Source organism: Streptomyces sp. NBC_01775, assembly GCF_035917675.1.
Lineage (GTDB): Bacteria > Actinomycetota > Actinomycetes > Streptomycetales > Streptomycetaceae > Streptomyces.
In genome coordinates, this window is the sequence record NZ_CP109104.1 from 44,945 (window position 1) to 68,209 (window position 23,265).

General features: G+C 68.7%; 22 protein-coding genes and 2 pseudogenes. 12 read left to right on the forward strand and 12 right to left on the reverse strand.

The window, feature by feature from the left end; all coding sequences use genetic code 11:
* Positions 1 to 94: 94 nt before the first annotated feature.
* Positions 95 to 855 (reverse strand): annotated as a pseudogene (locus OHB04_RS00240) (glycosyltransferase family 2 protein).
* A gap of 125 nt (positions 856 to 980) precedes the next feature.
* Here OHB04_RS00240 and OHB04_RS00245 point away from each other — a divergent pair.
* Positions 981 to 1,916 carry a DUF5996 family protein gene (locus OHB04_RS00245; RefSeq protein WP_326692546.1) on the forward strand — a complete coding sequence of 312 codons (936 nt, stop codon included), beginning with the start codon at positions 981 to 983 and terminating at the stop codon, positions 1,914 to 1,916.
* A gap of 34 nt (positions 1,917 to 1,950) precedes the next feature.
* Here OHB04_RS00245 and OHB04_RS00250 read toward each other — a convergent pair whose 3' ends face one another.
* The 3 genes from OHB04_RS00250 to OHB04_RS00260 all read right to left on the reverse strand — a co-directional run bounded on the left by OHB04_RS00250 (position 1,951) and on the right by OHB04_RS00260 (position 4,391).
* On the reverse strand, positions 1,951 to 2,310 hold the full coding sequence (locus tag OHB04_RS00250) for a UBP-type zinc finger domain-containing protein (protein ID WP_326685711.1): 360 nt from the start codon (positions 2,308 to 2,310) through the stop codon (positions 1,951 to 1,953).
* Positions 2,311 to 2,362: 52 nt separating this feature from the next.
* Positions 2,363 to 2,836: a VOC family protein gene (locus OHB04_RS00255; protein ID WP_326685712.1), complete on the reverse strand. Its 474-nt coding sequence runs from the start codon at positions 2,834 to 2,836 to the stop codon at positions 2,363 to 2,365.
* A gap of 1,429 nt (positions 2,837 to 4,265) precedes the next feature.
* The gene (locus OHB04_RS00260) at positions 4,266 to 4,391 is read right to left on the reverse strand and encodes a hypothetical protein (protein WP_326806473.1); all 126 of its coding nucleotides are present in this window, start codon (positions 4,389 to 4,391) and stop codon (positions 4,266 to 4,268) included.
* 365 nt (positions 4,392 to 4,756) lie between these two features.
* On the opposite strand from OHB04_RS00260, the gene OHB04_RS00265 reads away from it, so the two are divergent.
* The 4 genes from OHB04_RS00265 to OHB04_RS00280 all read left to right on the forward strand — a co-directional run bounded on the left by OHB04_RS00265 (position 4,757) and on the right by OHB04_RS00280 (position 7,536).
* Positions 4,757 to 5,347 carry a helix-turn-helix domain-containing protein gene (locus OHB04_RS00265; protein ID WP_326806474.1) on the forward strand — a complete coding sequence of 197 codons (591 nt, stop codon included), beginning with the start codon at positions 4,757 to 4,759 and terminating at the stop codon, positions 5,345 to 5,347.
* A 128-nt stretch (positions 5,348 to 5,475) separates the two neighbouring features.
* Positions 5,476 to 6,363, forward strand: a complete 888-nt coding sequence (locus tag OHB04_RS00270) for a class I SAM-dependent methyltransferase (RefSeq protein ID WP_326806475.1) — start codon at positions 5,476 to 5,478, stop codon at positions 6,361 to 6,363.
* Positions 6,364 to 6,862: 499 nt separating this feature from the next.
* Complete coding sequence (locus OHB04_RS00275; RefSeq protein ID WP_326685716.1) at positions 6,863 to 7,186, forward strand: hypothetical protein; 324 nt, start codon at positions 6,863 to 6,865, stop codon at positions 7,184 to 7,186.
* A 92-nt stretch (positions 7,187 to 7,278) separates the two neighbouring features.
* The gene (locus tag OHB04_RS00280) at positions 7,279 to 7,536 is read left to right on the forward strand and encodes a hypothetical protein (protein WP_326685717.1); all 258 of its coding nucleotides are present in this window, start codon (positions 7,279 to 7,281) and stop codon (positions 7,534 to 7,536) included.
* Positions 7,537 to 7,550: 14 nt separating this feature from the next.
* On the opposite strand, the pseudogene OHB04_RS00285 reads toward OHB04_RS00280, so the two are convergent.
* Positions 7,551 to 8,016 (reverse strand): annotated as a pseudogene (locus OHB04_RS00285) (transposase); the annotation flags it as partial.
* Positions 8,017 to 8,152: 136 nt separating this feature from the next.
* Here OHB04_RS00285 and OHB04_RS00290 point away from each other — a divergent pair.
* Entirely contained in the window at positions 8,153 to 8,644 is a 492-nt protein-coding gene (locus tag OHB04_RS00290) for a hypothetical protein (protein ID WP_326806476.1), read from the forward strand.
* A gap of 567 nt (positions 8,645 to 9,211) precedes the next feature.
* Here the strand turns inward: OHB04_RS00290 and OHB04_RS00295 are convergent.
* The 4 genes from OHB04_RS00295 to OHB04_RS00310 all read right to left on the reverse strand — a co-directional run bounded on the left by OHB04_RS00295 (position 9,212) and on the right by OHB04_RS00310 (position 13,082).
* Entirely contained in the window at positions 9,212 to 10,471 is a 1,260-nt protein-coding gene (locus OHB04_RS00295; protein WP_326685719.1) for an SMI1/KNR4 family protein, read from the reverse strand.
* Positions 10,472 to 11,030: 559 nt separating this feature from the next.
* Positions 11,031 to 11,690 (reverse strand): NADPH-dependent F420 reductase, encoded by a 660-nt coding sequence (locus tag OHB04_RS00300; protein WP_326809372.1) that lies wholly within the window; start codon positions 11,688 to 11,690, stop codon positions 11,031 to 11,033.
* Positions 11,691 to 11,767: 77 nt separating this feature from the next.
* Positions 11,768 to 12,703 carry an SDR family oxidoreductase gene (locus tag OHB04_RS00305; RefSeq protein WP_326806477.1) on the reverse strand — a complete coding sequence of 312 codons (936 nt, stop codon included), beginning with the start codon at positions 12,701 to 12,703 and terminating at the stop codon, positions 11,768 to 11,770.
* 52 nt (positions 12,704 to 12,755) lie between these two features.
* Positions 12,756 to 13,082: an NAD(P)-binding domain-containing protein gene (locus OHB04_RS00310; protein ID WP_326806478.1), complete on the reverse strand. Its 327-nt coding sequence runs from the start codon at positions 13,080 to 13,082 to the stop codon at positions 12,756 to 12,758.
* A gap of 280 nt (positions 13,083 to 13,362) precedes the next feature.
* Between OHB04_RS00310 and OHB04_RS00315 the strand changes: the two genes are divergently transcribed.
* Entirely contained in the window at positions 13,363 to 14,274 is a 912-nt protein-coding gene (locus OHB04_RS00315; RefSeq protein ID WP_326806479.1) for a LysR family transcriptional regulator, read from the forward strand.
* 298 nt (positions 14,275 to 14,572) lie between these two features.
* Here the strand turns inward: OHB04_RS00315 and OHB04_RS00320 are convergent, their stop codons facing one another.
* Positions 14,573 to 14,716: a hypothetical protein gene (locus OHB04_RS00320; protein WP_326693129.1), complete on the reverse strand. Its 144-nt coding sequence runs from the start codon at positions 14,714 to 14,716 to the stop codon at positions 14,573 to 14,575.
* A 338-nt stretch (positions 14,717 to 15,054) separates the two neighbouring features.
* On the reverse strand, positions 15,055 to 16,032 hold the full coding sequence (locus OHB04_RS00325; RefSeq protein ID WP_326806480.1) for a hypothetical protein: 978 nt from the start codon (positions 16,030 to 16,032) through the stop codon (positions 15,055 to 15,057).
* 479 nt (positions 16,033 to 16,511) lie between these two features.
* On the opposite strand from OHB04_RS00325, the gene OHB04_RS00330 reads away from it, so the two are divergent.
* Positions 16,512 to 17,393, forward strand: a complete 882-nt coding sequence (locus tag OHB04_RS00330) for a GNAT family N-acetyltransferase (RefSeq protein WP_326806481.1) — start codon at positions 16,512 to 16,514, stop codon at positions 17,391 to 17,393.
* Positions 17,394 to 17,447: 54 nt separating this feature from the next.
* On the opposite strand, the gene OHB04_RS00335 is transcribed toward OHB04_RS00330, so the two are convergent.
* Entirely contained in the window at positions 17,448 to 18,131 is a 684-nt protein-coding gene (locus tag OHB04_RS00335; RefSeq protein WP_326685725.1) for a GntR family transcriptional regulator, read from the reverse strand.
* Positions 18,132 to 18,420: 289 nt separating this feature from the next.
* Here OHB04_RS00335 and OHB04_RS00340 point away from each other — a divergent pair, with 289 nt between their 5' ends.
* From OHB04_RS00340 to OHB04_RS00355, 4 genes are all read left to right on the forward strand, one after another.
* Positions 18,421 to 19,557 carry a mandelate racemase/muconate lactonizing enzyme family protein gene (locus OHB04_RS00340; RefSeq protein ID WP_326685726.1) on the forward strand — a complete coding sequence of 379 codons (1,137 nt, stop codon included), beginning with the start codon at positions 18,421 to 18,423 and terminating at the stop codon, positions 19,555 to 19,557.
* Between the two features lie 422 nt (positions 19,558 to 19,979).
* Complete coding sequence (locus OHB04_RS00345; protein ID WP_326806482.1) at positions 19,980 to 21,437, forward strand: sugar porter family MFS transporter; 1,458 nt, start codon at positions 19,980 to 19,982, stop codon at positions 21,435 to 21,437.
* 171 nt (positions 21,438 to 21,608) lie between these two features.
* A complete protein-coding gene (locus OHB04_RS00350; protein WP_326685728.1) occupies positions 21,609 to 22,400 on the forward strand; it encodes an SDR family NAD(P)-dependent oxidoreductase in 792 nt (263 codons plus the stop codon).
* Between the two features lie 63 nt (positions 22,401 to 22,463).
* Positions 22,464 to 22,847 carry a sensory rhodopsin transducer gene (locus OHB04_RS00355; protein ID WP_326685729.1) on the forward strand — a complete coding sequence of 128 codons (384 nt, stop codon included), beginning with the start codon at positions 22,464 to 22,466 and terminating at the stop codon, positions 22,845 to 22,847.
* Positions 22,848 to 23,265 lie beyond the last annotated feature (418 nt).

Genomic DNA, 23,265 nt, shown 5'->3' on the forward strand with positions numbered 1-23,265 from the left:
CCGGTGACCCACTGGGCGGCTGCGCCGCACCGCACCGGTCGGCGGCAACGCTGGGGTGGAAACCCTCCGTCTCCGTCGCCGACGGGGTGGCCCGCTACGTGCGGTGGCTGGGCAAGACACCCGGCGCGGTGCCGGACTGGCTCCGCAGCGAGCAGGCCGTCGGCATCCAGAGCACCGGGGGCGGCCGAGGCGGGGTCGTGCGCCGGACGGTGGCCCACCACCGCATCGGCCGCCGTGGCGGGCACGCCGTGCGCACGCCTTCGGCGAACCCCGCGAACCAGGCGCGGAGCCCGCCCCACGAGCGGATCCGGGCCGGGGTGAGAAGGGTCCAGGCGCCCAAAGTAGGCGGGAACCAGCGGGGCGGGCAGATGGCGCTTGGCCGGCCGGCCATACCCGGTTCCGGGCGACCATCCGGTGAAAGACCGCATGCCGGGCCGGCGACGTCACAGATGCTTGGAGCACCAGGGTGGGCGGCTCGTAGAGCACCTTCCAGCCCGCGTCCAGGGCGCGCCAGGCCAGGTCGATCTCCTCGCCGCTGGGTGAGACCCGCTCATCGCAGATACGGAAGCTGACAACGCCCAGCCGCTCGTCCCTGTCATACAGGCCGGCCAGACGGGTGAAAGCCTCCGGGCTGATCGGCAGACCGTCATCGTCCAGGTCCACCACGACATCGATGTCGCCGGACTCCGCCAGGCGGGCCAGGGCGGCGTTCCGGCCGCCGGCCACGATCAGGTTCTCCGGCGACTCCACGCCGGTCACCCCGTCGGGGGGCAGGGGCAGCGGCGCCCCGTTGCCGACCACCGCCACCCGCTGCGCGGGCGTCTCCTGCACGGCGACCGACTCCCGCAGCTCCATCAGCAGCGAGGTGCTGGACGCGTCCACGCGTCCACGCCGGCTCTGGTGGCCGAGGACTGAACCGCTCCCCCCTCTCCCCCGGCGCGGGTGCCGGACGGCGCGCACGGGGTCATCATGGGAGCGTGATGGAGCTGCTACCGCCGATGCCGCTGATGGAGTGGCGGGACACCAAGGAGACGCTGCACCGCTTCGCGCAGATCGTCGGCAAGATCCGCCTGGCGGCGAGCGCTCGGCGCAACCACTGGTGGAACGTCCCGTTTCATGTCACGGGGCGCGGCATCACCACGCGTCCGATGGGTCAGGTCGACGGGAATCCGATCTTCACGATCGACTTCGACTTCGTCGACCACCGGCTCGTCGTCGCGACGCTGGACGGCGAAGAGCGGTCCTTCCCGCTTCCGGGCCAGTCGGTCGCGTCCTTCCACGACGCGACCCTGGCCGCTCTGGCCGCGCTGGGGGTCCGGGTGGACATCGCCGTTCCCAGGCCCTTCGACCTGCCCGACGCGGGCCGGCCGTTCGCCGAGGACACCGAGCACGCGGCCTACGATCCCGTGGCCGCCAACCGCTACTGGCGGGTCCTGTGCCAGGTGGCGTCCGTGCTGGAGGAGTTCGCGGCGGGCTTCTCGGGAAAGAACAGTCCGGTGCACCACTTCTGGCACACCTTCGACATCGCCCATAGCCGGTTCTCCGGGCGACGGGTCGACCAGCCCCGGCAGGCCGACCCCGTTACCCGGGAGGCGTACTCCCGGGAAGTGATCAGTTTCGGCTTCTGGTTCGGGGATGACACCTTCACCGAGCCCGCCTTCTACTCCTACACCGCCCCCGAGCCCGCCGGCGTGGCCGGGGAGCCGCTCAGCCCCGCGTCCGCGCGGTGGGTCGCGCACGGCGACAGCCACCTGGCCGTGCTGCGCTACGACGCGGCCCGCGTCGAGACCGATCCCCTGGCCGCCGTCCTCGCCTTCTACGAAAGCGCCTACCTGGCCGGGGCCGGACGCGCCGGATGGGACATCGCGGCGCTCGCGTGCCCCGGAGGCATCACGGACCCGGTCCGGCGGATCTGACTCCCGGGCCGTAGAGTCCAACGATCGGGCGCGGTCAGTGGAGCTGCCGCTCCCAGTCCCCAGGGACCTTGTCCCGGGGGCCCGGAGTGGGCTGCGAGGCCGGGTGCGCGGTGGGCGGGGCCAGCTCCGGCCCCTCGTAGTACTGATCGGTCTCGATGTTCCAGAACCAGTTCTCACCCGGTTCGAAGCTGGTCAGCAGAGGGTGTCCGGCCTCGCGCGCGTGTTTCGTGCCATGCTGCGCGGGCGAGGAGTCGCAGCATCCGATGTGCCCGCAGGCGGCGCAGCGCCGCAGGTGGAACCACCACCCCGGTCCGTCCCCCGCCACGCACTGCACGCACCCGGTTCCGCTGGGCGTTGCGGTCGGATCGAGACCGGGGATCTGCTCGTGTGCCATGAGGGATGCCTCTCTCGTGAGGTGCCGTTCTCTGTGAGGTGCCGTTCAGCGGTCATGTTTCGGTACCGGTGCGTGCCAGGATGCCCTTCAGCAGGCCCGTGGCCTGTCCGACCTCGATGAGGTAGCCGTCCGGGTCGCGCATGTAGCAGCGCAGCTCGGCGTGCCGGTCGATGGGCGGGGTGAGGAACTCGGCTCCCTTGGCGCGGGCTGCCGCATAGAACCCGTGGATGTTCGCCACCCGTACGTTCAGGAAGCTGGAGACGGTGTGAGGGTCCTCCGGTGTGCGCAGGACGACGTCGGGTTTGTCGTCGGTGGGCTCGCCGCCGGGGTTCATGATGATCCAGCTGTTGGCGACCTTGATGATGCAGGGGTTCTCGTCCAGCACCACCTGTCCGCCCAGCACATCGGCGTAGAACGCCCGCGAGCGCGGGACGTCGCCGACCGTGAGGAAGTGCGTGAGCAGCAGGCCCTCGACCGGTGCGGGAAGGTCCTCGGCTGACGCGCCTGCGGAGATGAAATCGGACATATGCCGAGCGTATGGCGCGGGCGGCTGCTCGGCATTCCCACCCGGCCGAGCCCGTCAACCGTCGTCCGGCCCTCGGCCGGGCCCTTGCGCAGAGCCCGCCGCGGGCGGATGAGGGCACCGGCCCAGAGTTCTGGGACAGTCCGCACCTGGCGCCGGCGCTTCATGGACCGCGGCCTGGACGGCATCTGCGACAAGCCCAGGCCGGGCGCCCAGGAAGATCACCGACGCGAGCCCTTTCGAGCTTCCACGGCAGGGCACCGCGGGTGGAGGCGGCGCCGAACTGGGATGGCGCCCTGCGGGCCCTGAACTCCTGGCCCATGCGCTGAACTCCTGGCCCGTGCGCCGGAGAACCAATGGCAAACCGCTGAAGTGGCTCCTCCACCGACGGATAATGAGTACATGACAGCTTCCGGACCGGCTTCCCTGTCGATGTCGATGACCATCGTCCTGGCGCGTCGTAATCCCGGGTCACTCGCGTGCGACCTCGCATCAGCCAAGGCGGCCATGTATCAACTGGAACGTGTGCTGAGGGACTCCCGGACCTACCGAAGTGGCAAACGGACTGACGAAGCCCGGCGCCAAGCGAAGACAGTTGCGCGCCAATTGCGCCGCATCAGCCGTCGCTTCTACCTAGGACCGTGCGGGCCTGCCCGAAGGCACGAACGGCTTGGCAGATACGTCAGCGTCCATGACCGCGATGCTCTCGATGACGGTGGTCTCAGGGGCGTCGCCAAGGAGCTCGCCTACCTCGCCCGGGTGCTACGGAAGATCGGGCCGTGGTCCGGCGCCTCCATGTTGGTGCGTGACACCTCAGGGGAGAGCACCGCATCCCGCATGGGTGAAGTCGGCCGGTCGCTTGCAGCCGTACTTGCCACGATTGTTCTCGACTTGACCGCCACCGACCTCACTTGCATTGGACCCGACCGGCTACCTGGGGTTAATGCAATCTGGTCATCCGGCACTGTCTGGCCCCCGGGCATGGCTGACCGGATACGCACCTCCTCTGTGGAGGTCGGCCCCGGCGTCTTCCTGGTGCGAGTGCCTTGGTGAATTGTTGTACCTGGAGGAGGCTCCCCCGGGTCGGGCGGCGGCCTGCACGGCCGTGACGGCCTCGGCTCCGTGTCGCCGTCGGCGGCGCGGAGGAAGAGACGGGGGACGCCTTGAGGAAGGTCCCCGCAGTCAGCTCATAGGGCTCTCCGGAGCGCCGCAAGGTGGACAGGATGCCGTACTCGCCCGGCTCCAGGCCGTGTTCGGCGGGGAAGTCCTTGGTCTTCTTGTCCCACAGCCGGGACAGCCGCATGATCCGGCCGAACGACAGCACAGCGGTCGACGGGGTCCGGACTCCTCTGGCGATGTCCCCGCGTGCGCCGGTCTTCACCGCTGGGCGAACGACGAAGGCCGGTACACGGTCTCCTCCTACAGGGCGGGGTCAGCTATCGGTCCACCAGTAGCGCTTCTTGTTGTCGGAGTGCTTCCGGTTGCTCTTGTTCCCGTTGTCGGCGCACCACACCTTGCCGTCGGTCTTGGCACAGGCCCGCATGTAGCGGCCCTTCACGTCACTACTGCTGTGCTGGTAGGCCTTGGAAGTGACCGTATATGAGCCCTTCTTGGCGCTCTTATGACCACAGCTCGCCCAGTTCTTGCCCTTGGAGGGGCTGATGGTGACCCATACCTTGTCGCCCTTGTGGGCGCCGTACAGCTTCGCCGCTCACCGGTCGTAGAGCTTTCCGGTGGCCAGCACGAGGCTCCTGCCTCGAAAGCTGGTGTAGCCGTTGTTGTACGGGCAGTGCGTCACTCCCGTACGGAGAAGTCGTCACCGCCATGTCCTTCTGCCCTTGCCTTGTGCGTGGTCCCAGACGTTGCGGACCATCTGCGCACGACGCCAATCCCGCTTTGCACCAAGGGCATATCATATTGCTCATGACGCAAGGAGATGAAGAGCTGGACAGCCTCGTCCGCAAACGCATCCGCGCTCTGCGGGTGGCGCAGGGCTGGTCCCTGGAGGAACTGGCCACCCGCGCCCGCCTCAGCCAGTCCTCCCTGAGCCGCATCGAGAACGGCCAGCGCCGCCTCGCCCTGGATCAGCTGGTCACTCTCGCCCGTGCCCTGGACACCACGTTGGATCAGCTCGTGGAGACCGCCGCTGACGACGTGGTCACCAGCCCGATGATCGACGGCACCCACGGCGGGATGCGCTGGCCCGTAAAGGGTGACCCCGGCATGAGCGTGGTGCGCCAGCGCATGACCGAACCGCCGCCCGAGAACCCGGCGCGCATGCGTGCCCACCCCGGGCGCGAATGGCTCGTCGTCCTGTCCGGCACCGCGATCCTCATGCTCGGCCACCGTCGCTTCCGCGTCGAGACCAACCAGGCCGCCGAGTTCCCCACGATGATGCCGCACGCGATCGGCGCCGAGGGTGGGCCCTGCGAGATCCTGGGCATCTTCGACCGCGACGCCCGCCGCGGCCACCAGCGCGAGGGCAGCGGTGACGCTCAGGGCACTCGCGAATGACGGCGCGGGCCGCGTGACGGCCCCCGCAGCGGTGACGTTCTTGCGCGTCGGGCAGCAGACCCGCCAATCGTCTTGCGTAAATGGGAAGCTACCGTGCCGCAGGCGCATAGCCGTTCTAGTGTCAAGGCATGACCCAAGCACACGGGCACACCCAACACGGTGCTCAGCACGGACGCCACCACGAGCACGGACGCCACCAGGAGCACGGAACCGGCGGCGAGGCGGAGATCCTCGACCTGGACGCCGAGGTCCTCGGCGAGCACATAGCCTCCATCACCGCATGGCTGCCGCTGCACACGGGCCCGCACCACGTCGTCGATCTGGGCTGCGGCACGGGCGCGGGCACCTTCGCCCTCCTCGACCGGTTCCCCGACTCGCACGTCACCGCCGTCGACGGGTCCGCCGGACACCTTCAGCGCCTGCGCGCAAAGGCGTGCGCCCGCGGCGTGGAGGAGCGCGTGAGCACGGTGCAGGCCGACCTCGATGACGCCGCCTGGCCCGACCTCGGCTCACCCGACCTGGTGTGGGCGTCGGCCTCGATGCACCACATGGCCAACCCCGATCGCGTACTGCGCACCGTCCACGACCTGCTCACCCCCGGCGGCCTCTTCGCCGTCGTCGAACTGGCCGGCTTCCCCCGATTCCTGCCCGAAAGCGCCCCCAAGGACCGGCCCGGTCTGGAAGAACGCTGCCACGCCACGACCGACCGCTTCAACGCCGAGCACATGCCCCACCGCGGCGCCGACTGGGGCCCGATGCTGACCGCCGCCGGATTCACGGTCGAGGGCGAACACACCATCGCCGTGAACATCGAGGGCTCCCGCAGCGAAGCGATCGGCCGCTACGCTCTCGGCGGCCTGCAGCGCATCCGCGGCGCCGTCGCCGAATCGCTCTCCCCCGAGGACCTCACCGCGCTCGACCAACTCCTCGACACCGGCAGCCCGCACAGCATCCTGCGGCGCGACGACCTGACGATGCGCACCGAGCGCACCGTCTGGGCCGCCCGCCGAACCTGATTGCGAACACCCCCTGTCGCCCTCCAGGCAGCCCCAACAAACAAGAGCTCCGCCAACTTGAAGTCGCAGGTCAAAGGGCTGGTGTGGCCGGTGCTCCGGTGCTCCGGTGCTCCGGTGCTCACGCTGGTCGTTGGAGGCAGTCTGCGGAGTGGATCGTCTGTCAGCTGACTTCGAGGTTCGTCAGGACCAGCTTGTGGGTGCGGGTGGCGGTGGAACCGGTGATGCCGGAGGGCTGGGCCGTTCATCACCCGCGGCAGAGAGCGGTGCGTGACACCTCCCGGCAACGCGCGTCCACCGCGCTTGTGTCCATGTCACCACTGGGGCTGAGGTGGCAACCTGGCCACTACGCCTTACCCCAAAACTCTGCGGAGGGCGGCCACTTGACCCCTCGTCGTTAGCGTGGTGGCTTCTTGCACATCGTCCTCCGCCGAGAAGACCCTCGACATCCGGGGCCTCCTGCGCTGACGCCCTCACCAGGTCGCAGCTTGCCGAGCACGGCGTGATCCAGGGCGGTGAATTCACCGCGAGCCCGAACGGTCCGAAGAAGAATGAGTTCAACATGTGCAACTGGACCTCGGGACCCAACGGGCAGTACCGACTGACCGTTGTCTTCGACCGCACCGGGCGCGACAACGGCTGGGGCGGCGAGAAGGACTCGGCGAAACCAATGAGCGGGTTCCCGGCCAGCTACGGCAAGCACGGCAGTCACAAAGAGGTGAGCATCGCAACGGAGCCCGACGCCGGAACGGTCCAGGTGTGGGGGATGATGGCGGGGTGTTGGTCAGAGCAGAGGCAGTGCGGCCCGCCCCGTCGAAGCCCATGACTGTCCGGGTGCACTCGGCGGTGGGCACCGTTGTGGTGCTCTGGCAGGGAGCCCCTGAGCCAGTGGGGCGAGAACACCATGTCGAGTGGACGGTGGATGAGGACATCGCCTGGGCGGTGAACGCCTGGCCAAGTGCTGCTGGCACCGCTGAGCTGCGGGAAGACGGTAGCCGCATTGTCTTTCGTGGACGGCTGAGCCTCACTGAAGACGGAGGGGCTGTCCTGGACGTGAGCGGCGCGCCGATCCTGTTCGATCTTGCTGACCCACCTGTGCCGAAAGGTGTCGATGGGACGTGGGTCGAGGTCCGTGTGGCACAGGACCAAGTCACCGTCTGGCCCCACGGAATCTGACTGCCGGCGGACGGTCAGGTGTCGCGCCGGTTCGGTGTGGACTCGCGGGTGAGTCGACGGCCTATCAGGTCGCCCATTGCCGGCTTGATCATGGCTTCCGAGCGGTGTGGGTGTGTTTCCGTAGTCGAGGGCGAGGCCGCGGTGGTGCATGGACCGGCCGAAGGTGCGCTCGACGACCCGGCGCCGCGGGATGCCCCTGAAGCCCTTCCCGGCCGGGTCGCGGTGGACTACTTCGACGTCGATACCGAGGCCGGCGCCGTGGTCGACGGCCTTGGTGCGGTAGCCGCTGTCGGCCCAGGCTTTGGTCACGCGCGGGTGAGCCTTCGCGATCTGTGAGAGCACCTGGGTGCCGCCGGTGTTGTCGGAGACGCTCGCGGCCGTGACCAGCACGGCCAGGAGGAGGCCGAGGGTGTCGACGCCGATGTGGCGCTTGTGGCCCGGGATCTTCCTGCCCGCGTCGGCGCCTTGGCCGCTGGCAGGGCACGTTGGACGAAATGGGCGTCGGGCTCAACACCGAGAGCTCGGCGGTGCTTCTCTGCCGTCGCGATAAGCGTCGGTCGGTGTGATCCCTGATTCGGGCGGGAACCCGTGGCTTCCGGGCCACGTCCTTCTGGGCGTGACTGAATCGCCCGGCCTCTCCAGCCCTGACAACTGCGCGAGCTCTGACGGCGACGAAGAGTCCCTGCGGCCTGGTCCGCTGTGGCGCCATGCCTTGTGGGTGGCGGGCGTCACCATCCTCGGGGTGGGGCTGGGTTGGGCCAACGCGTCGTTCCGTGTCGGCCCCGATGAGTACGGGATGCCGCTCGCCGCTCCGGGGCAGGTGTGGCCGTATCTGGTGACCTGGACCGCGACCGGTCTGACGGCGGCAGCCGCGCTGCGAGCTGTCGCCGCCAGGGTTCGGCTCTACTGCCTGGACGTGCTCGTAGTCCTACTCACCTTTCTGGGCACCCGGCTCTCACTGGGCTTTCGGCCGGAGCCTCCGGTGCTGGGCGCGATGGCCGCGGCCGCACTGACGGCAGCGGGCGTATGGTGCGCCCTTGCGCTGCGCCTCGGCTTTCGTGGCCACCGCGGGCGGCGAGTTGCTTCTGGCGGGCGAGGGGTTCGGTAAGCATGGGATCCGCACACCCGACCGTGGGCGAAGCTCCAGGTCAACTGATTTCGCCGGTTGGCCACCAACTACCGCGCCGAGCTGCTTCCGGTCGAAACGAGCAAGGAGTCCGTGAGTGACAGCCTGACGACCTCGCCGTCACCCGCCATCACCACACAGCGTCACCGACCACAGAAGGTGTGCCAGAGCCAACTCGTGAACGTCGCCCGACCGTGGATCTGGGTGCCTCCCAAACCCGTGGCATGGGTTCGTGGCCGGCGCGCATCTGGCGGGAGCGGACTTGTCGGGGTGCGGCGTCGCGGGCGGGCATGAACCGAGCGAGGCCGCGCACGTGCCCGACAGCCTGGCGCCCGTCCTCGGAGACTGTGAGCGCGACATGTCCCGGACGGCCCCAGGGTACGACGATCCATGCGCCGGGCCGGGCCCGGGACGCCCAGCTCCAGGGGATCGTCTCAACCGCGCAGGTGGCGATGACCCGTTCGCGTTCTCCGCCTGACGCGCCGTCTCCATCTGATGGTGGCCATGTACGGGTCGCCGTACACCAGCCGCCCCGCCCAGGGCATGGGTTCAGGCTGTTGGCGAAGGTGGCTTGTCGTAGGTGGTGACCCAGGCCGTCGAGACCGGCCAGTCGCGTTCGGGGCGGTGGGGGTGGACGCCGATGACGGCCAGTGGCGGCAGGTTGTCGAGTTCCGACAGCTCCTGCCATTGGTCCTGGGTCACCTCCAGGTATCGCAATCCCTTCAGCTCGGTCACCGTGGCGATGTCGACGACGTGTGCTGCCGCGATGTCCAGCGCCCACAGCTTGGGCACCGTACGGAGCGGAGCCAGCTCGAGGGGCCGCGCGCAGGTGACCGACAAAGAACGCAGCTCCCGGTTTCGGGCCGGCGCCGTCAGGTCGGCCGATTCCATATCGAGCTCCAGATGTTCCACCGGACGGCCGGCGAGCGGGGTCAGGTCGGGCGAACCCTCGCTCGACAGCACCAGCGAACACACGTCGGGTACCGCGGTGAGGAACGCGCAGTCCTCCACGCCGGTCACCCGGACCTCCTGCACACGCGGACCGGCCTGCTCGGCCCGTGCGCGGGAGGGCCGGTCGTCGCTGTACCTGGTGTGCCCGCCGGACCAGTCCGGCAGATCCGCGTCGATCCACAGGCTCTTGTCGTGATGGCGGTAGTCACCGCGCTCCAGCGCTTCCACCAGACGGCGCAGGAACGTGGTCACCGAGTCGGCGACGTACATCGGTCCGTCCGTGTAGTCGACTCCGATCGCGATGACCTGCCCGGGACGACCGTTCGGCCCGGGATCCATGTCCACGGCGAGCCAGTTGCCGCCGGTGTCGAACGCGAACCGGATCCAGCCCGCACGCAGCGGCGACCTCCGGACGGTGTCCGGGGGCTGGGTATCGAACACTGTCCGGCGCCAGGGTTCGTGCTCCCATTCCTGCGCGATGTCGAGCCACTCGTCATCCTGGTCGCCGATCTCGGCGAGGGGGAACCACGGGTGCCGGTCGAACAGCGGGTTGACGAGGTCGTCGTCACCGTCGGCGATGCCGTACAGCGCGCGGAGGTCCGCAGGCAGCGCGACGCCGAGTTCCGCCTCCGCCGCGGCGAGGTCCGCCTCGCTCGCGGGCTCGGGGAGCTCCTCCTCGTACCCGAGGATCTGAGCCATCAGCTGCCGGTAGTAGTGGAAGAGCCGCACCGCTTCTTCCGGATCACCAGCGGGAACCGCAGACTCGGGCCCTTCCTGCTCGTCACCCCGATCGGGCAGAACGAACTCGTCATCGATCACATGAAGGAACGGCAGCTTCTGCCGGGAGGATGTCGCCATGCCGCCGCAACCTAGCAGCGGCCTCCGACACCGGGATGCTGATTCTCTGCACGTTTACCTGTACGCCCCTGTGCGCTGGAAGCCGTCCGCCGCACGCCCCTTCTGGCTCCCGTCCCGGCGGCCCTTTCGACAGCCGCTGGTGGATCTGCTTCGGTGAGGAGCCCTTCGGCTGTATCGGGTCGTTGGTCATGGCGACCGCTGGGACACGCTGGAGAGGGTGGCAGATGGCGGCCCCGGCGAGGCCGTTCAGCGAGTCCCCGGCGCGAGGCAGGAATGCGCCCAGGTCCACCAGGAGCGTCACGTGGTCCGCGACGTGTTCGAGTGCCCCCGTGACCACCATGCCGCCGTAGGAGTGGCCGAGCAGGACGATGTCGCCGAGGTCCTCGTACAGGTTCGTGTTGGCGACGCCTCACGGGCGTCCGGTCCACGAGAACGGCAGGACATGGCACATCCCGGCGGATCCGGACGGCAACGAGTTCTGCGTCATGGCCCCGCCCGACGCCTACCGGACGGGGCCATAACACGGCCGGACCGTACCGCGGCCCGCGCCAACCTACGGTTACCGCGTTGCGGTGGCCAATGCCGCGCGGATGGCGTCCTCGCCGACCGGCTGGCCCTTCTCGTTCGAGAACGGCCCGTACGGGGTCCCCCACACCGGCGTGCCCGTCTCCTGCCGCCAGCTTTCGGCCAGCGGTCCCGCGTCCACGACGCCGTACCCGATGGATTCGATGAATTCGGTCACCGCCGCCTTCTCCGGCGCGGAGTCCCCGGCGATCGGCAGGTACGAGCTGTCGGCCGCCCCCGCCGGGCGGGCGAGTGACAGCAGGTGCTTGTAGAAGATGTTGTTGAACGCTTTCACGACGGTGGCGTCCGGGGCGTATCGCAGCAGCAGTTGGCTCGAGGTGAGCGACTTGCTGTCGAGCTCGGGGATGTGCCCGTCACGCTCGGGGCCGTAGTTGCACGTGTCGATGACCGTCTTCCCGGCCAGTGGCACGGCGGGCAAGTCGGGGAACGCCGTGACCGGCACCGTGACCACGACGATGTCACCGGCCGCCGCGGCCTCCCCGCTCGTCGCCGCGGACGCCCGCGGCCCCAGTTCCGCGGCCGTGTCCGCGAGCGTTTCGGGACCCCGCGAGTTGCTGAGCACGACCTGGTGCCCGGCCTCGATCGCGAGCCGCGCGATGGTACTGCCGATGTTGCCGCTTCCGACGAATCCCACAGTCGTCATATTCCGTCCCTCCAGAAGAGCCGTACCCTTGTCATTTGCCGGACTCGTTGCGATTCGGGTCCCTGCCGTCAACTGGCGGAGAAGTAATGGCCGTTGTCCAAATCGGCGAGCAGGCCGGGTTGAGCGGGTTCCCAGCCGAGGGTCCGGCGGGTGATGAGGTTGGACGCCGGGTAGTTCTGCGTGACTACGTTCGCGAGGAACCCGAAGTACCCCGGCACCATCAGTACGTCCGCGGGAACGCTCACGGCGGGCAGGCCCAGACGGCTGCCAATGGCCTCGGCGATCTCGCGGAGCGGGATGGCCCCGTCCCCCACCGCGTGCCAATATCTGCCGGCCGGCCCCTTCTCCAGCGCCAAGCGGAACAAGGAGGCGACATCGCGGACGTGCACGGCATTCCACAGGTTCGCGCCGTCTCCGGGGTAGCCGACAAAGCCCTTCTCCTTCGCGAGCGCGATCAGCTGCACGAGGAAGCCGGCACGATCGGTCGTGCTGTGCGCGATGTTGGCAATCCGCACCACCGAAGACCGCACTCCCCGCTCCGCGAGGCCGACTACGGCGGATTCCACGACGTTACGAACCCGCAGGGTGCCCTTGTACTCATCGCCGCCGGGAAGGGCCGGGTCCTCCTCCGTGACCGGCCGGCCCAGGTTCCCGGGCGAGCCTATGCTTCCCGCCGCGACCAGCGGCTTTCCGGTTCCCGCCAGTGCCTCGCCGTACGCGAGCATGATCGGGAGCTCCGCGGCGGCCACGGCGTCGATCCCGCCGGAGGGAAGCAGGTCTTGCCTGTGCGCGACGTGGATGACGCCGTCGGAATCCGCAGCCGCCTCCTTGAGCCCGTCGAGATCCTCGAGGTCGCCGCGACGTACCTTCGCGCCGAGCTCGGACACCGCCGCCGCAGCCGTGTCCGACCGGGCCAGGCCGGTGACCTCGTGCCCGGCGGCGATGAGCTCGGGGATGATGTACGAACCGGAATGGCCGGTCCCGCCAGTGACGAAAACGCGCACGCTACTGCTCCTTGTGAATGATGTGGCGCGAGAAGTGGTGGTGCGGGTGCGCTCAGCTGAGAATGCTGACGTCGAGGAAGAAGTTGGTGTGCTTGACGGAGTGGGCGACGAGGCCCAGCATCAGCAGGCCGGTCCTCTCCAGTGTCCGCGTCATTGCCAGCTGCCCGGTGTCCATCGGGCGCAGTCCCAGGCTGATGACGATGTCCCCGGCCGGGGCGGCGCCGGCCGTCCCGACAGTGGCGCCGCCGAGCGCACCGGCCAATTCCTTGGCCTTGGCCGGGTCGCGGCCGATGATCTCGACGGCGTTGCCGCCGGCGAGCGCCCGGCCGGCCAGAGCGCTGGCCATGTTCCCCAGGCCGATAATGCTGATGCTGCTCATTGGTGTGCCTGCTTTCCGGAGCTGGACAGGACGCCATGCCCACCCCCGTCGTTATTGACGATTGCGTCGCCGACGCCGTCGAATGACTCGATGGTCCTGGCTCAATTCATGATGCGCCCATTCTGGTTCTGGGCCCTGCCATCAAGCCCCGCTGTCGAATTCTTATGCCGAATTCGCTCTGGCCCATCGGGTACCTATTCAGGATGCCGTTTGGTGTGAGCGGGTGTCCAAGACCTCTTTCAGCTGTTGCGATACCCTGAAGGCATCACCGGGAGGCGCCATGGATCTGGACCTGCGCAAGTTGCGCTACTTCGTCGCCGTCGCAGACAGGCTGCACTTCGGCCGCGCCGCCGATGAGCTGCACATCGCGCAGCCCGTGCTCAGCCGGCAGATCCGCGCGCTGGAACAGGACCTCGGCACCCCGCTGCTGACAAGGGACAGCCACGGCGTGGCGCTGACCGACGCCGGCAAGCAGCTGCTGACCGACGCCGGCCCGCTGCTGGCCTCCGCGCACGCGGTCCGCCGCCGGGTGACCGTGGCCGCGCGGGGCAGCCAGCGGATAATGGTCGGCTTCCGGGCGGGAATCGCGGTCGCCCCGGCAGTAGAGCTGTTCGCCGCCCGGCACCCAGACGTTCTGGTGGACGTGCAGCGGATCGAATGGGACGACCAGGCCCCGATGCTGCTCGACGGCCGCATCGACGTCGGCTATGTGCGGCTGCCCATCGACGAGACCGGCCTGCGCGTCACCCCGCTGTACACCGAGCCGCGGGTGGCGGTGCTGCCCGCCGGCCACCGATTGGCCGGCAAGGAGGAGGTCACCGAGGCCGACCTGGCCGGCGAGCCGCTGGTCTGGCATGCCGACACGTGCACGCAGCCCACCAGGCGCCCGCACCCCAACGCCGGGTACCTGGTGCGCGGGGTGGACGAGACGCTCGAGCATGTCGCGGCCGGCCGGGGCATCTCGTTCCTGGCCCGTTCGGCGACCGTGTTCTACTCACATCCGAACATCAGCTACGTGCCCATCCCGGATCTGGCGCCCGACCAGGTGTACCTCGCCGTGGCGGCAGCGCGCACCTCGCCGGTGGTCGACGACTTCTTCACCGCGGCTCAGGCGACGGCCGATGTCACGGCAGAATGTGGGAACTACGAAATGTGGCAGCTTGGAAGCGACGCCGTTTCAAAGCACGGTTGAGCAGTCCGACTGACAACAGCAGCGCCAACAGGGGCACGCGGCCACAGCAATGGCGAAGGTATTGAGCTCGGGGGCGGAGGCGATGTTGGCGCACAGTGAGAATCGACATCGCCGCGCGACCCGCTTCTAACATGATGCAAATCATGATCTTGTTGAAGTCGTCGAAGGCATTCTCGATCAATTCCGCGAGACACTTCCACTCCTCGATCTCAATCTCAATCTCAATCTCACCGAGCATGCGAAGAATCCGCGCGGATGGTGTTATCCGCACCTTGGCCGATTCCCTCGAACGGGACGGCTACGGCATGACTCCGATCAGCATGTACTGGTTCACTTCCGCTTCCAGCGCGGCGGCGATCATCCGGCGGGCGCCCTCACGCACGATCTCGTCGATCAAGGAGCCGGACTCGGTGGACCCCTCGGCGGTGACTGCGCTCAGCATGGGCCCGCCTCCCGACCCGCGCTGCAACGCAGGTCCACTCGGTGACTTCTCGATCAATCACCTGGGAAGGTACGCCCTTCGCGCGCTCCCGAGGCTGATTCACAAGTCCTGAGCATTGCTCTGGTGGCCAGGACTCGGGTGATACGAGATCCCACGGCGGGCCGCCACGGTGCCAGGTCCGACGCTGTTTCAGTGGATCGTCGGTCGCCGCACGCAGTGCTGCCGCAAGGGTGTCCAGGTTGTTCGTCACACAACGATCTCGGGCGCCCTCGTTCTTGTCTCCGCGAGCACCCCATGTGTGGCTGAGCGCTTCACATGCCTTTCGTCCGCTGAAGCGCTCAGCCTGTCGAGCGACGCACGCGGGAGAGGATCGACCACGACTTCGATGACATCAGCCGCGTACGAACGAGCGCTCGCAGCATCGCGGCGCCCGCCCCCACCGCCGCAAGGTGCAGGGCCGCCGCGAGCGCGAGGTTTTCCGGCAGGGCCGCATCGGCCGGCTGCGCGACCGCCAGGTACAGGGTGAACGGAAGCTTCCAGCCGCTCCAGGCGAACAACGAGCCCGAGCCGAGCCAGCCGAGCACCATCGGACCCCATCGGGGGACTCGTGCGGGCCGGCCTCGGACGACAGCCCAGGTAGCGGCGGACGCCACGAACGCCCAGAGCCCGAAGACTCCGGACAGCGCATACCAAGCGAGGTCCCGCTCGCCGCGGTGGGCGACACCTGCGGTGCCGCCCACCGCCCAGTACAGCCAGATGAGACCGACCGCGGCACCGACCACGGCCATCCATGGCAGCGCTCTTGGCGAGCCTTCCCCACGGTCCCCGAGCCGGCCCGCGAACGCGTCCGGCCAGCGCCGCCGCAAGTACGTGGGCAGCGCGATGGCCAGACCCAGCCCCATGCCCACAAAGCCGATCTGAACCAGCGCGGCCTCCCAGACCGGCATCGACGAGCCTGCGTTCCTCCCGCTCTTCGGATTGCCATCCGGCGGGCCCAGCAACGAACTGAGAACGGCGTACGGCAACACCGGGACGAGGAACCCCGTCCCAACCCAAGCGCCGAAAACCAACGGCGCTCCCGGTATGCGCATCCCCCACGGCCGCACCAGCGCGAGCGCCACCGCGATCCCGATCCCTGCCATACCGATCGTGGCGCTGTTGAGCACCACCCACTCCGCCATGCCGAACCCGGTCCCGACCGGCAGCAGCCCCAGGAGCGACCCGACCACCCACGACACCTTGATCAACAGGTAGGGCGTCAGCGCCAGCGCTGCCCCATACGCCGCCACCCGCCCGACCCGATCCCACCGATCCACCTGAACTCCCAACTCGAGCAACGGAGTTCAAGCCTCATTCACCACTGCCTCCACGGGCGTCAACCGCCAGGCGCATCCATTTCATCACTCAGGGGGAGTGAGCATCAGCCGACAGGAGCACATAGAACCGCTGGAGCACGAGGAGCCGCCGGTTCAAGCCCTCCGACCGCCAGACGCAGCGCTCAGACGCACCGTTGGAATTGATCATCTACGGCCTGTCCGGCGGATCTTTCTGTTGCCCTCTTTCTGGTGCTGAGCGGGGGCTGCTGCCCCTGCCTGTGCGTTGCAGAGTGCGGGTGTTCCCCCAGGCTCTTCGAGCAGGGAGGTACCCCCAGGCTGGGCGCGCAGCTCCTTGCGCCGCTTCATGGCTCACCCCGGCGCCGGGCATTGTGCTGCGGGTCCCGTCCGGTCTCACACCCGGTGTCCCCTGTCCGGGGAAGTGGATTCCCCGGAGCCGCGTCCATGAGAAATCATGAAGCATGCGTTCGGACGACTGGCACCTCACCGAAGATCCCGACGACTTTCTCGCCCGGGCCGGGGAATTCCTGCGCTCGCGCCCGGCCCTGCACACCATGCCGCTGACCGTGATCGAGTCACTGCGCACACGGGGGGCGGACGCGTACGGGGCCGAAGCTCCCGTCTTCGGCCGGCTGGAGCGAGCGGGCGAGGTCCGTGCCACCTTCTACCGCAAACCGCCCGGCCTCCTGAGCCTCACCCCCCTCACCCCCGAGCACGCCGACACCCTCGCTGCCCGTCTCGCCGGCCTCGGCCACGAACTCCCCGGCGTCAGCGCGGAGCACAGCACCGCCACAGCTTTCGCCGAGGCATGGCAGCGGCACACGGGCGCGACATCGACGCCGCGCGCGTATCGCATCCGCCTGTACCGCCTGGGCACGCTGACCCCGCCGAAGCCGCTTCCCGAGGGCCGGGGCCGAGTCGCGGGCGAGCAGGACCTTGAGCACATCATGCGCTGGTGCCGCGAGTTCGCCACGGCCGTCGGCGAAGCCGTCTCCATCGACGCCGGCTCCTGGGCCGGCACACGCTTCGCCGACAAGCGCTACACGTTCTGGGAGACTCCGGACGGCACTCCCGTATCCATGGCGGGCATGACCCCGATGGTCGCCGGCCAGATCCGGGTGGACCCTGTCTACACCCCGGCCCGCCTGCGCGGTCGCGGTTACGCGGGCGCTGTGACGGTGGAGGTGAGCCGGGCCGCGCTGGCCGAAGGCGCGAGGGAGGTCGTGCTGTTCGCGGACGCGTCCAACCCCACCAGCAACGCCCTCTATCAGCGAATCGGGTACCTCCCGGTCACTGAATTCGCCGTGTACGACTTCTCGCATGCCGCACCAGAAGCCGGATAAGAACGCGGGGCACGTACGGGGCGCCCCCTGTGGGTGCGTGGTCCCGGCGGTCTCTCATGGCCGGGTATCCGCGGTCTTGTTCCCGGCGTTGTCACCGAGGTAGGTCTCGATGTGCCGGGTGACGGCGCGGTCCACCTCCTCGGCCGTGCCGTCCCGCAAGGCGGAGAGCAGTGCCCGGTGCTGCCTGGGGATCTCTTCGGGCGAGGAGTGCGCGGGTGCGTCTCGCAGGAAGTGGGCATGCACCCGAGGCTGGATCGTGCGCCAGATCTGGAGCGCCTGGATGTGTCCGCTCGCGGTGATGACCGCCTCGTGGAACGTCAGGTCGAGGTCGGCAAGGCGCTCCGCACTGCCCTCTCTTCCGACGGCAGCGAACATTTCGTCGACGACCCGTTCGAGTTGGTCGAGCAGTTCCGGCGGGCGTGTCCTGGCGACGTCGCGGAAGGCGAAGCGCTCGATGGTGATCCGGATCGGAACGAGGACCTCTCGTACCTCACGCTGCGAGATTTCGGCGACTTCCGCCCCCCGGTAGGGGTGGGACACCACGAGCCCTTCCTGCTCCAGGATCATGATGGCCTCGCGGACGGGACCGCGGCTGACTCCGGAGCGGGCTGACAGTTCGCGCTCGACCAGGCGCTCACCGGGCTTCACCTCCCCGCTCGCGATGGCCTGCCTGAGCCAGTTCAGGACCCATTCCCGCCGTGACGCCGGAGGCCCGGACGGCGGCATCGAGCTCGTCACGTGATTCCCATCCCCTGGACGAAGGGCCCGCGGGTGTGCGGGCGCCGGCCCCTACGATAGCCACTCTCATATGGCAGATGGTTGACCATCTGCCATATGAGGGTTTAGCGTCTCGCACCGAGCGCCGCCCCCTCTCGGACAGGGGGAGCGAACGAGCATGCCGCCGCTCTTCTTCCTAGGAGACTCCCAGCTCGTAGGGCGGCTGGGCGGCTGGGGTGCCGTACGGCCCGACCGTCCGGTCGGGCGTCCGGAACCCACCTGGAACCGTTCACCGAAGAATCAGGAACCCATGAAGATTCGTGACATACGCGCGGCCGGTCTGCGCGGCGCCACCCCGGCAGGCGGGTGGCAGGAGGAACTCGACCACGACGACGTCGTACACACCCTGGTGGCGGTGCACACCGACGAGGGGCTGGTCGGCGTCGGCAGCGTGTTCACCAGCGAGGCGCTGGTTCGCGGCGCCCTCGAACTACTGCGCCCCCTGCTGATCGGCGAAAAGGCGACGGAACCGGAGCGGCTGTCGGAGCGGCTGCATCGCACCACGTTCTGGATGGGGCGCGGGGGCACGGTGACGCACACGATCAGCGGAATCGACACAGCGCTGTGGGACCTGCTCGGGCAGGTTACCGGCCAGCCCGTCGGCCGCCTGCTGGGTGGCCGGTACCGCGAACGCGTCCGCCCCTACGCGTCCCTGCTCATGGACCAGCCGGAGATCCTGGCGGACCACCTGCGGGAACTCGCCAAGCAGGGCTGGACGGCCTTCAAGATCGGTTGGGGCCTCTTCGGACGAGTCAGCGAGCGCCTCGATGAGCGGATCGTGGCTGCGGCCCGGGAAGCCGTGGGCCCCGACGCGCTGCTCATGGTGGACGCGGGGGGCAGTGACAGCGCTTGGTCCAACGGTTACAAGTGGGCCCTGCGCACCTCACGGATGCTCGATCGGTATGACGTCGCCTGGTTCGAGGAACCGCTCGGTCCCGACGCCCTCGACGACTATGTGAACCTGCGCCGCGAGGCACCGGTGGCGATCTCGGGTGGGGAAGTGCTGACGAGGCGGCAGAGCTTCCACCCTTGGCTGGAGGCCGGCGCTCTCGACATCGTTCAGCCAGACGTGACGAAGGTCGGCGGCCTGAGCGAGCAGCGCCGCATCGGTTGGGCTGCCCAGGACCACGGCGTCCGGCTGATCCCGCACGGCTGGAACACGGCCATCGGGCTCGCCGCCGACCTGCAACTCGCTTCGGCGCTGCCCGACACAGACCTGGTCGAGTACGTCACCGGATCGCCGTACGTGGATTCCCTCACCACCGCCCCCTGGCAGCTGGACGCCGACGGGATGCTGGCCGTCCCCGACCTTCCCGGGCTCGGAGTCCGCCTCGACCCTGACGGCCTGGCCCGCTACACCGACGCGGCTGCGCTGCTGCGACCGTGACCGACCGGACCGGGGGAAACCGCGACACCCGCGGGATTCTCCGGTGACCGTCGGCGAGTCGATGCCGGTTGTGGGCCCGTCGCGATAGAGCGGCCCGGCGCGGGGAGCCATCGCGAACCGGTCTCGGAGGTGCGGAGCCCAGCCTCGCGATGGCCGCCCTTGGCGGTGACGACGGCCTGGGCCACCTGGTGGGTCCGGGATCCGGGGGCGAGAGGCTGCAGGGCCACGCCGGGACCGATCCCCTCCCGCGCCGAAGCCCGCACTGCCGACCCGCACCCCGCGCCAACCCTCGCTGACAGGACGAGCCGCACTACTTGGCGGGACCTGTCATACGGAGCCCCCAACCGCCCCGGCCCGCCTCCTCCCACCCGGAATCAGTCCGTCCCCGGATGCCCCGTCCCCACCACAAAGCGAGGTAACGCATGTCTGGCGAGTTCACGGCTGTGCCCACCAACACCCGCGCAGCCGGCCGACCACCCCGCCGGGTGGTTCTCGTCTCCATCGTGGGAGCCATCGGCGGATTCCTCTTCGGCTTCGACACAGCCGTCATAAACGGAGCCGTCGACCCCATCGAGGAGAACTTCGCCCTCGACGCGATGGGGCTCGGTACCGTCGTCGCCATCACCCTGTTCGGCGCCGCCGTCGGAGCGCTGCTGGCCGGATGGATGGCCGACCGTATCGGACGGCCCCGGGTCATGGGGATCGCCGCCGTCGTCTTCGCTGCCTCGTCGCTCGGCTGTGGAACAGCGTCGGACTTCTGGTCCCTGTCGGCATGGCGCCTGCTGACGGGTATCGCCGTCGGCTACGCGACGGTTCTCGGCCCGCTCTACATCTCCGAGATCGCGCCGGCCGCCGCTCGCGGCCGGCTGGCCTCATTCCAGCAAATGGCCATCGTGCTGGGAATCTTCGCCGCCCTGCTCTCCGACTCCCTCATCGCCGCCGTGCTCGGCGGAGCGGACGCCGAGAGGTTCCTCGGCCTGCCGGCCTGGCGGTGGATGTTCATCGTCGGCGCGGTCCCAGCGAGCATCTACGGGATCCTTTCCCTGCGGATACCGGAGTCCCCGCGTCACCTGGCGGCCCGCGGCTGTCAGGAGGCCGCCTACCACGTCCTGGCCAATTTGCACGGGATCTCCCGTGATCAGGCAGAGCGGGACGTCGCCCGCATGGGCGCCACCCTCTCCAGCGAGCACCGCCCCCGCTTCCGGGACATGTTCTGCCGCCGGACCGGACTGCTCCCCGTTGTCTGGGCCGGCGTCGGCATCGCCGCCCTTCAGGCGCTTGTCGGCGTCGACGTGATCTTCTACTACTCCACCTCGCTGTGGAAGTCGGTCGGATTCGGTGAGTCCGCGTCCTTTGGCCTGTCCGTCCTGAGCTCGTTGATAAACGTGGTGTCGACGGTCGTCGCGATCGTGCTCATCGACCGGATCGGCCGCCGCCGTCTGCTGCTCGCCGGCTCGGCCGGTATGGCGGTCAGCCTCCTTCTGATGAGCATCGGGTTCTCCAGATCCGTTTCGGCGGGCGAGAACCTCGTACTTCCCGGGGCGTGGGGGCCGCTGACCTTGATCGGCGCGAACGCTTTCGTGGTGTGCTTCGCTGTCTCCTGGGGTCCGGTGGTGTGGGTGCTGTTGGGGGAGATGTTCCCCAACGCCATTCGGGGGGTGGCGCTCGCGCTGGCCGCATCGGTGAACTGGATCTCCGGCGTGGCGGTCAACCTCTCCTTCCCGACCCTGCGTGAGATCTCCCTGCCCGGGAGCTACGCCCTGTACGGGGTCATGGCTTTGCTCTCCTGGTTCCTGGTCCGCTTCGGCGTACGGGAGACCATGAACCGCGAGCTTGAGGACATGAGCGCTGCGCCGACGGCGCTGAAGCCCCAGCCATGAGAATCGTGCCGCATCCGCCCCGGCCCCGAAGCCCCCACGGCCTCGTTCCCCCTTCCGGACCAGCCCCGTGACGCGCCCCGGACCACAGCCGGACCGGCCGCAGTGGCGCACCGGCTGCACAGAGGCCCCGGGAAAGTAACCGCCAGCACGCAATACCGGAGGAAGACCACGATGCACAGCGACATTACTTTCATCACCGGCGCAGGATCCGGCATCGGGCGTGCTGTCGCGCTCCTGCAGGCTTCGGCCGGGCGCCCCCTCGCCCTGGTGGACAGAGATCGCGCCAATGTGGAGGCGGTCGCGGCGGAGGCCGAGGAACGTGGAGCGCCCCTCACCCTGGCCATCGCTGCCGACATTTCCCAGGAAGCAGCGGTCTCCGACGCCTACGAACAGTGCCGCGCCTCCCTCGGCATTCCCACCCGCGTCGTCGCCAACGCCGGAGTCGAAATCTCACGGAAGGCACACGAGACGACGCTCACCGAATGGGCAAGCGTCATCGACGTCAACCTCACTGGCACCTTCCTGACCTGCCGCGACGCCATTCGGCTCCTGCTTGATCACGGGCGCCCGGGAGCTATCGTCTGCGTCTCGTCCCCTTCGGCGTTCGTCGGCTTCGCCGGAGGCTCCAACAGCGCCTACGGAAGCTCCAAGGGCGGCATCTCCGCCATGGTCAAAGCCCTGGCTGTCGACTACGCGGCATCCGGTATCCGGGTCAACGGCGTCGTCCCCGGTGCCACGGCGACCTCTCTGCTCGATGTCACCACACAGGCGCATGAGGGCACTCAGGCGTATGACGACATCGCACACCGCGCGCGGACACAGATTCCTCTGGGCCGGCTCGCGCGGCCCGAAGAGATCGCCGAGGCGATCGACTGGCTGCTCGGCCCCAAGTCCAGCTACGTCACCGGCAGCCATGTGCACGTCGACGGTGGACTCACCGCCCGAGGGGCCAACGACTTCTGACTTCTGGCCTCTGACCAGTAGTCATTCTCGCTGACACACAGACCGCGTCCGAAGGAGCATCTTATGAACCCCTGCCGCACCGGCATCGGAGCCACCGCCTGGGTCATCGCCGACGGCTACATTCCGCCGCACAGCTCGGGACCCGAGCCCGATATGACCAGTCACGACAGCATCTGCGTACTCAACGCGGGGGACACCGAGGCGCGTGTCGAGGTGTACGTCTACTTCACCGACCGCGAGCCCGCAGGGCCTTTTGTCCTTCCCATCGCGCCCCGGCGCGCCTTCCATCAGCGCATCAACGACCTCAGCCGACCGGAGCGAATCCCCGTCGGAACCGACTACTGCCTCCTCGTCACCAGCGACGTCCCCATCGTCGTCCAGCACACTCGCCTCGACTCCCGACAGGAGGCCAACGCGCTGATGAGCACCATCGCCTTCCCCGCATGACACGGTCCACGGTTCGGGTTCGGAAGCGCGGCCCCTGAAGCCTCCGACGACACCACGGAGGAGCGAGGGCGCGTGCCGGGCCGCCCGTTCAGAGAGAAGTCGGGATGCGAGTCGATATCGCTGTTGGCCGAACGGGCCGAAGCAGCTGAGCTGGTCGACGCCTGACGACCGTTCGCCGGTAGCGGTGTCGAGCACGTACAGGCCCAGCGAGTTCGCCACGGCCAGCAAGGCGGCGTCGGCGCTGGCCAGTTCGAGACCGTCCTCGGCCTCCTCCAGCGGCCAGAGTTCACCGGCCCACTCGGGCGAGTTCACCGGCCCACTCGGGCGGCGGGCCCGGGTCGGCGACCGCATGGCAGGGCTTCAGGCTCGCCCAGTCGTACGTCGTGACCGGCCCCGACGTACGCACCACCGGCGCCTG

Bases quoted from the DNA above. Each gene is read 5' to 3' on its own strand.
- OHB04_RS00245 (WP_326692546.1), top strand. From the start codon at position 981: ATGGAGCTGCTACCGCCGATGCCGCTGATGGAGTGGCGGGACACCAAG.
- OHB04_RS00250 (WP_326685711.1), bottom strand. From the start codon at position 2,310: ATGGCACACGAGCAGATCCCCGGTCTCGATCCGACCGCAACGCCCAGC.
- OHB04_RS00255 (WP_326685712.1), bottom strand. From the start codon at position 2,836: ATGTCCGATTTCATCTCCGCAGGCGCGTCAGCCGAGGACCTTCCCGCA.
- OHB04_RS00265 (WP_326806474.1), top strand. From the start codon at position 4,757: ATGACGCAAGGAGATGAAGAGCTGGACAGCCTCGTCCGCAAACGCATC.
- OHB04_RS00270 (WP_326806475.1), top strand. From the start codon at position 5,476: ATGACCCAAGCACACGGGCACACCCAACACGGTGCTCAGCACGGACGC.
- OHB04_RS00295 (WP_326685719.1), bottom strand. From the start codon at position 10,471: ATGGCGACATCCTCCCGGCAGAAGCTGCCGTTCCTTCATGTGATCGAT.
- OHB04_RS00310 (WP_326806478.1), bottom strand. From the start codon at position 13,082: ATGAGCAGCATCAGCATTATCGGCCTGGGGAACATGGCCAGCGCTCTG.
- OHB04_RS00315 (WP_326806479.1), top strand. From the start codon at position 13,363: ATGGATCTGGACCTGCGCAAGTTGCGCTACTTCGTCGCCGTCGCAGAC.
- OHB04_RS00320 (WP_326693129.1), bottom strand. From the start codon at position 14,716: ATGCTGAGCGCAGTCACCGCCGAGGGGTCCACCGAGTCCGGCTCCTTG.
- OHB04_RS00330 (WP_326806481.1), top strand. From the start codon at position 16,512: ATGCGTTCGGACGACTGGCACCTCACCGAAGATCCCGACGACTTTCTC.
- OHB04_RS00340 (WP_326685726.1), top strand. From the start codon at position 18,421: ATGAAGATTCGTGACATACGCGCGGCCGGTCTGCGCGGCGCCACCCCG.
- OHB04_RS00345 (WP_326806482.1), top strand. From the start codon at position 19,980: ATGTCTGGCGAGTTCACGGCTGTGCCCACCAACACCCGCGCAGCCGGC.
- OHB04_RS00350 (WP_326685728.1), top strand. From the start codon at position 21,609: ATGCACAGCGACATTACTTTCATCACCGGCGCAGGATCCGGCATCGGG.
- OHB04_RS00355 (WP_326685729.1), top strand. From the start codon at position 22,464: ATGAACCCCTGCCGCACCGGCATCGGAGCCACCGCCTGGGTCATCGCC.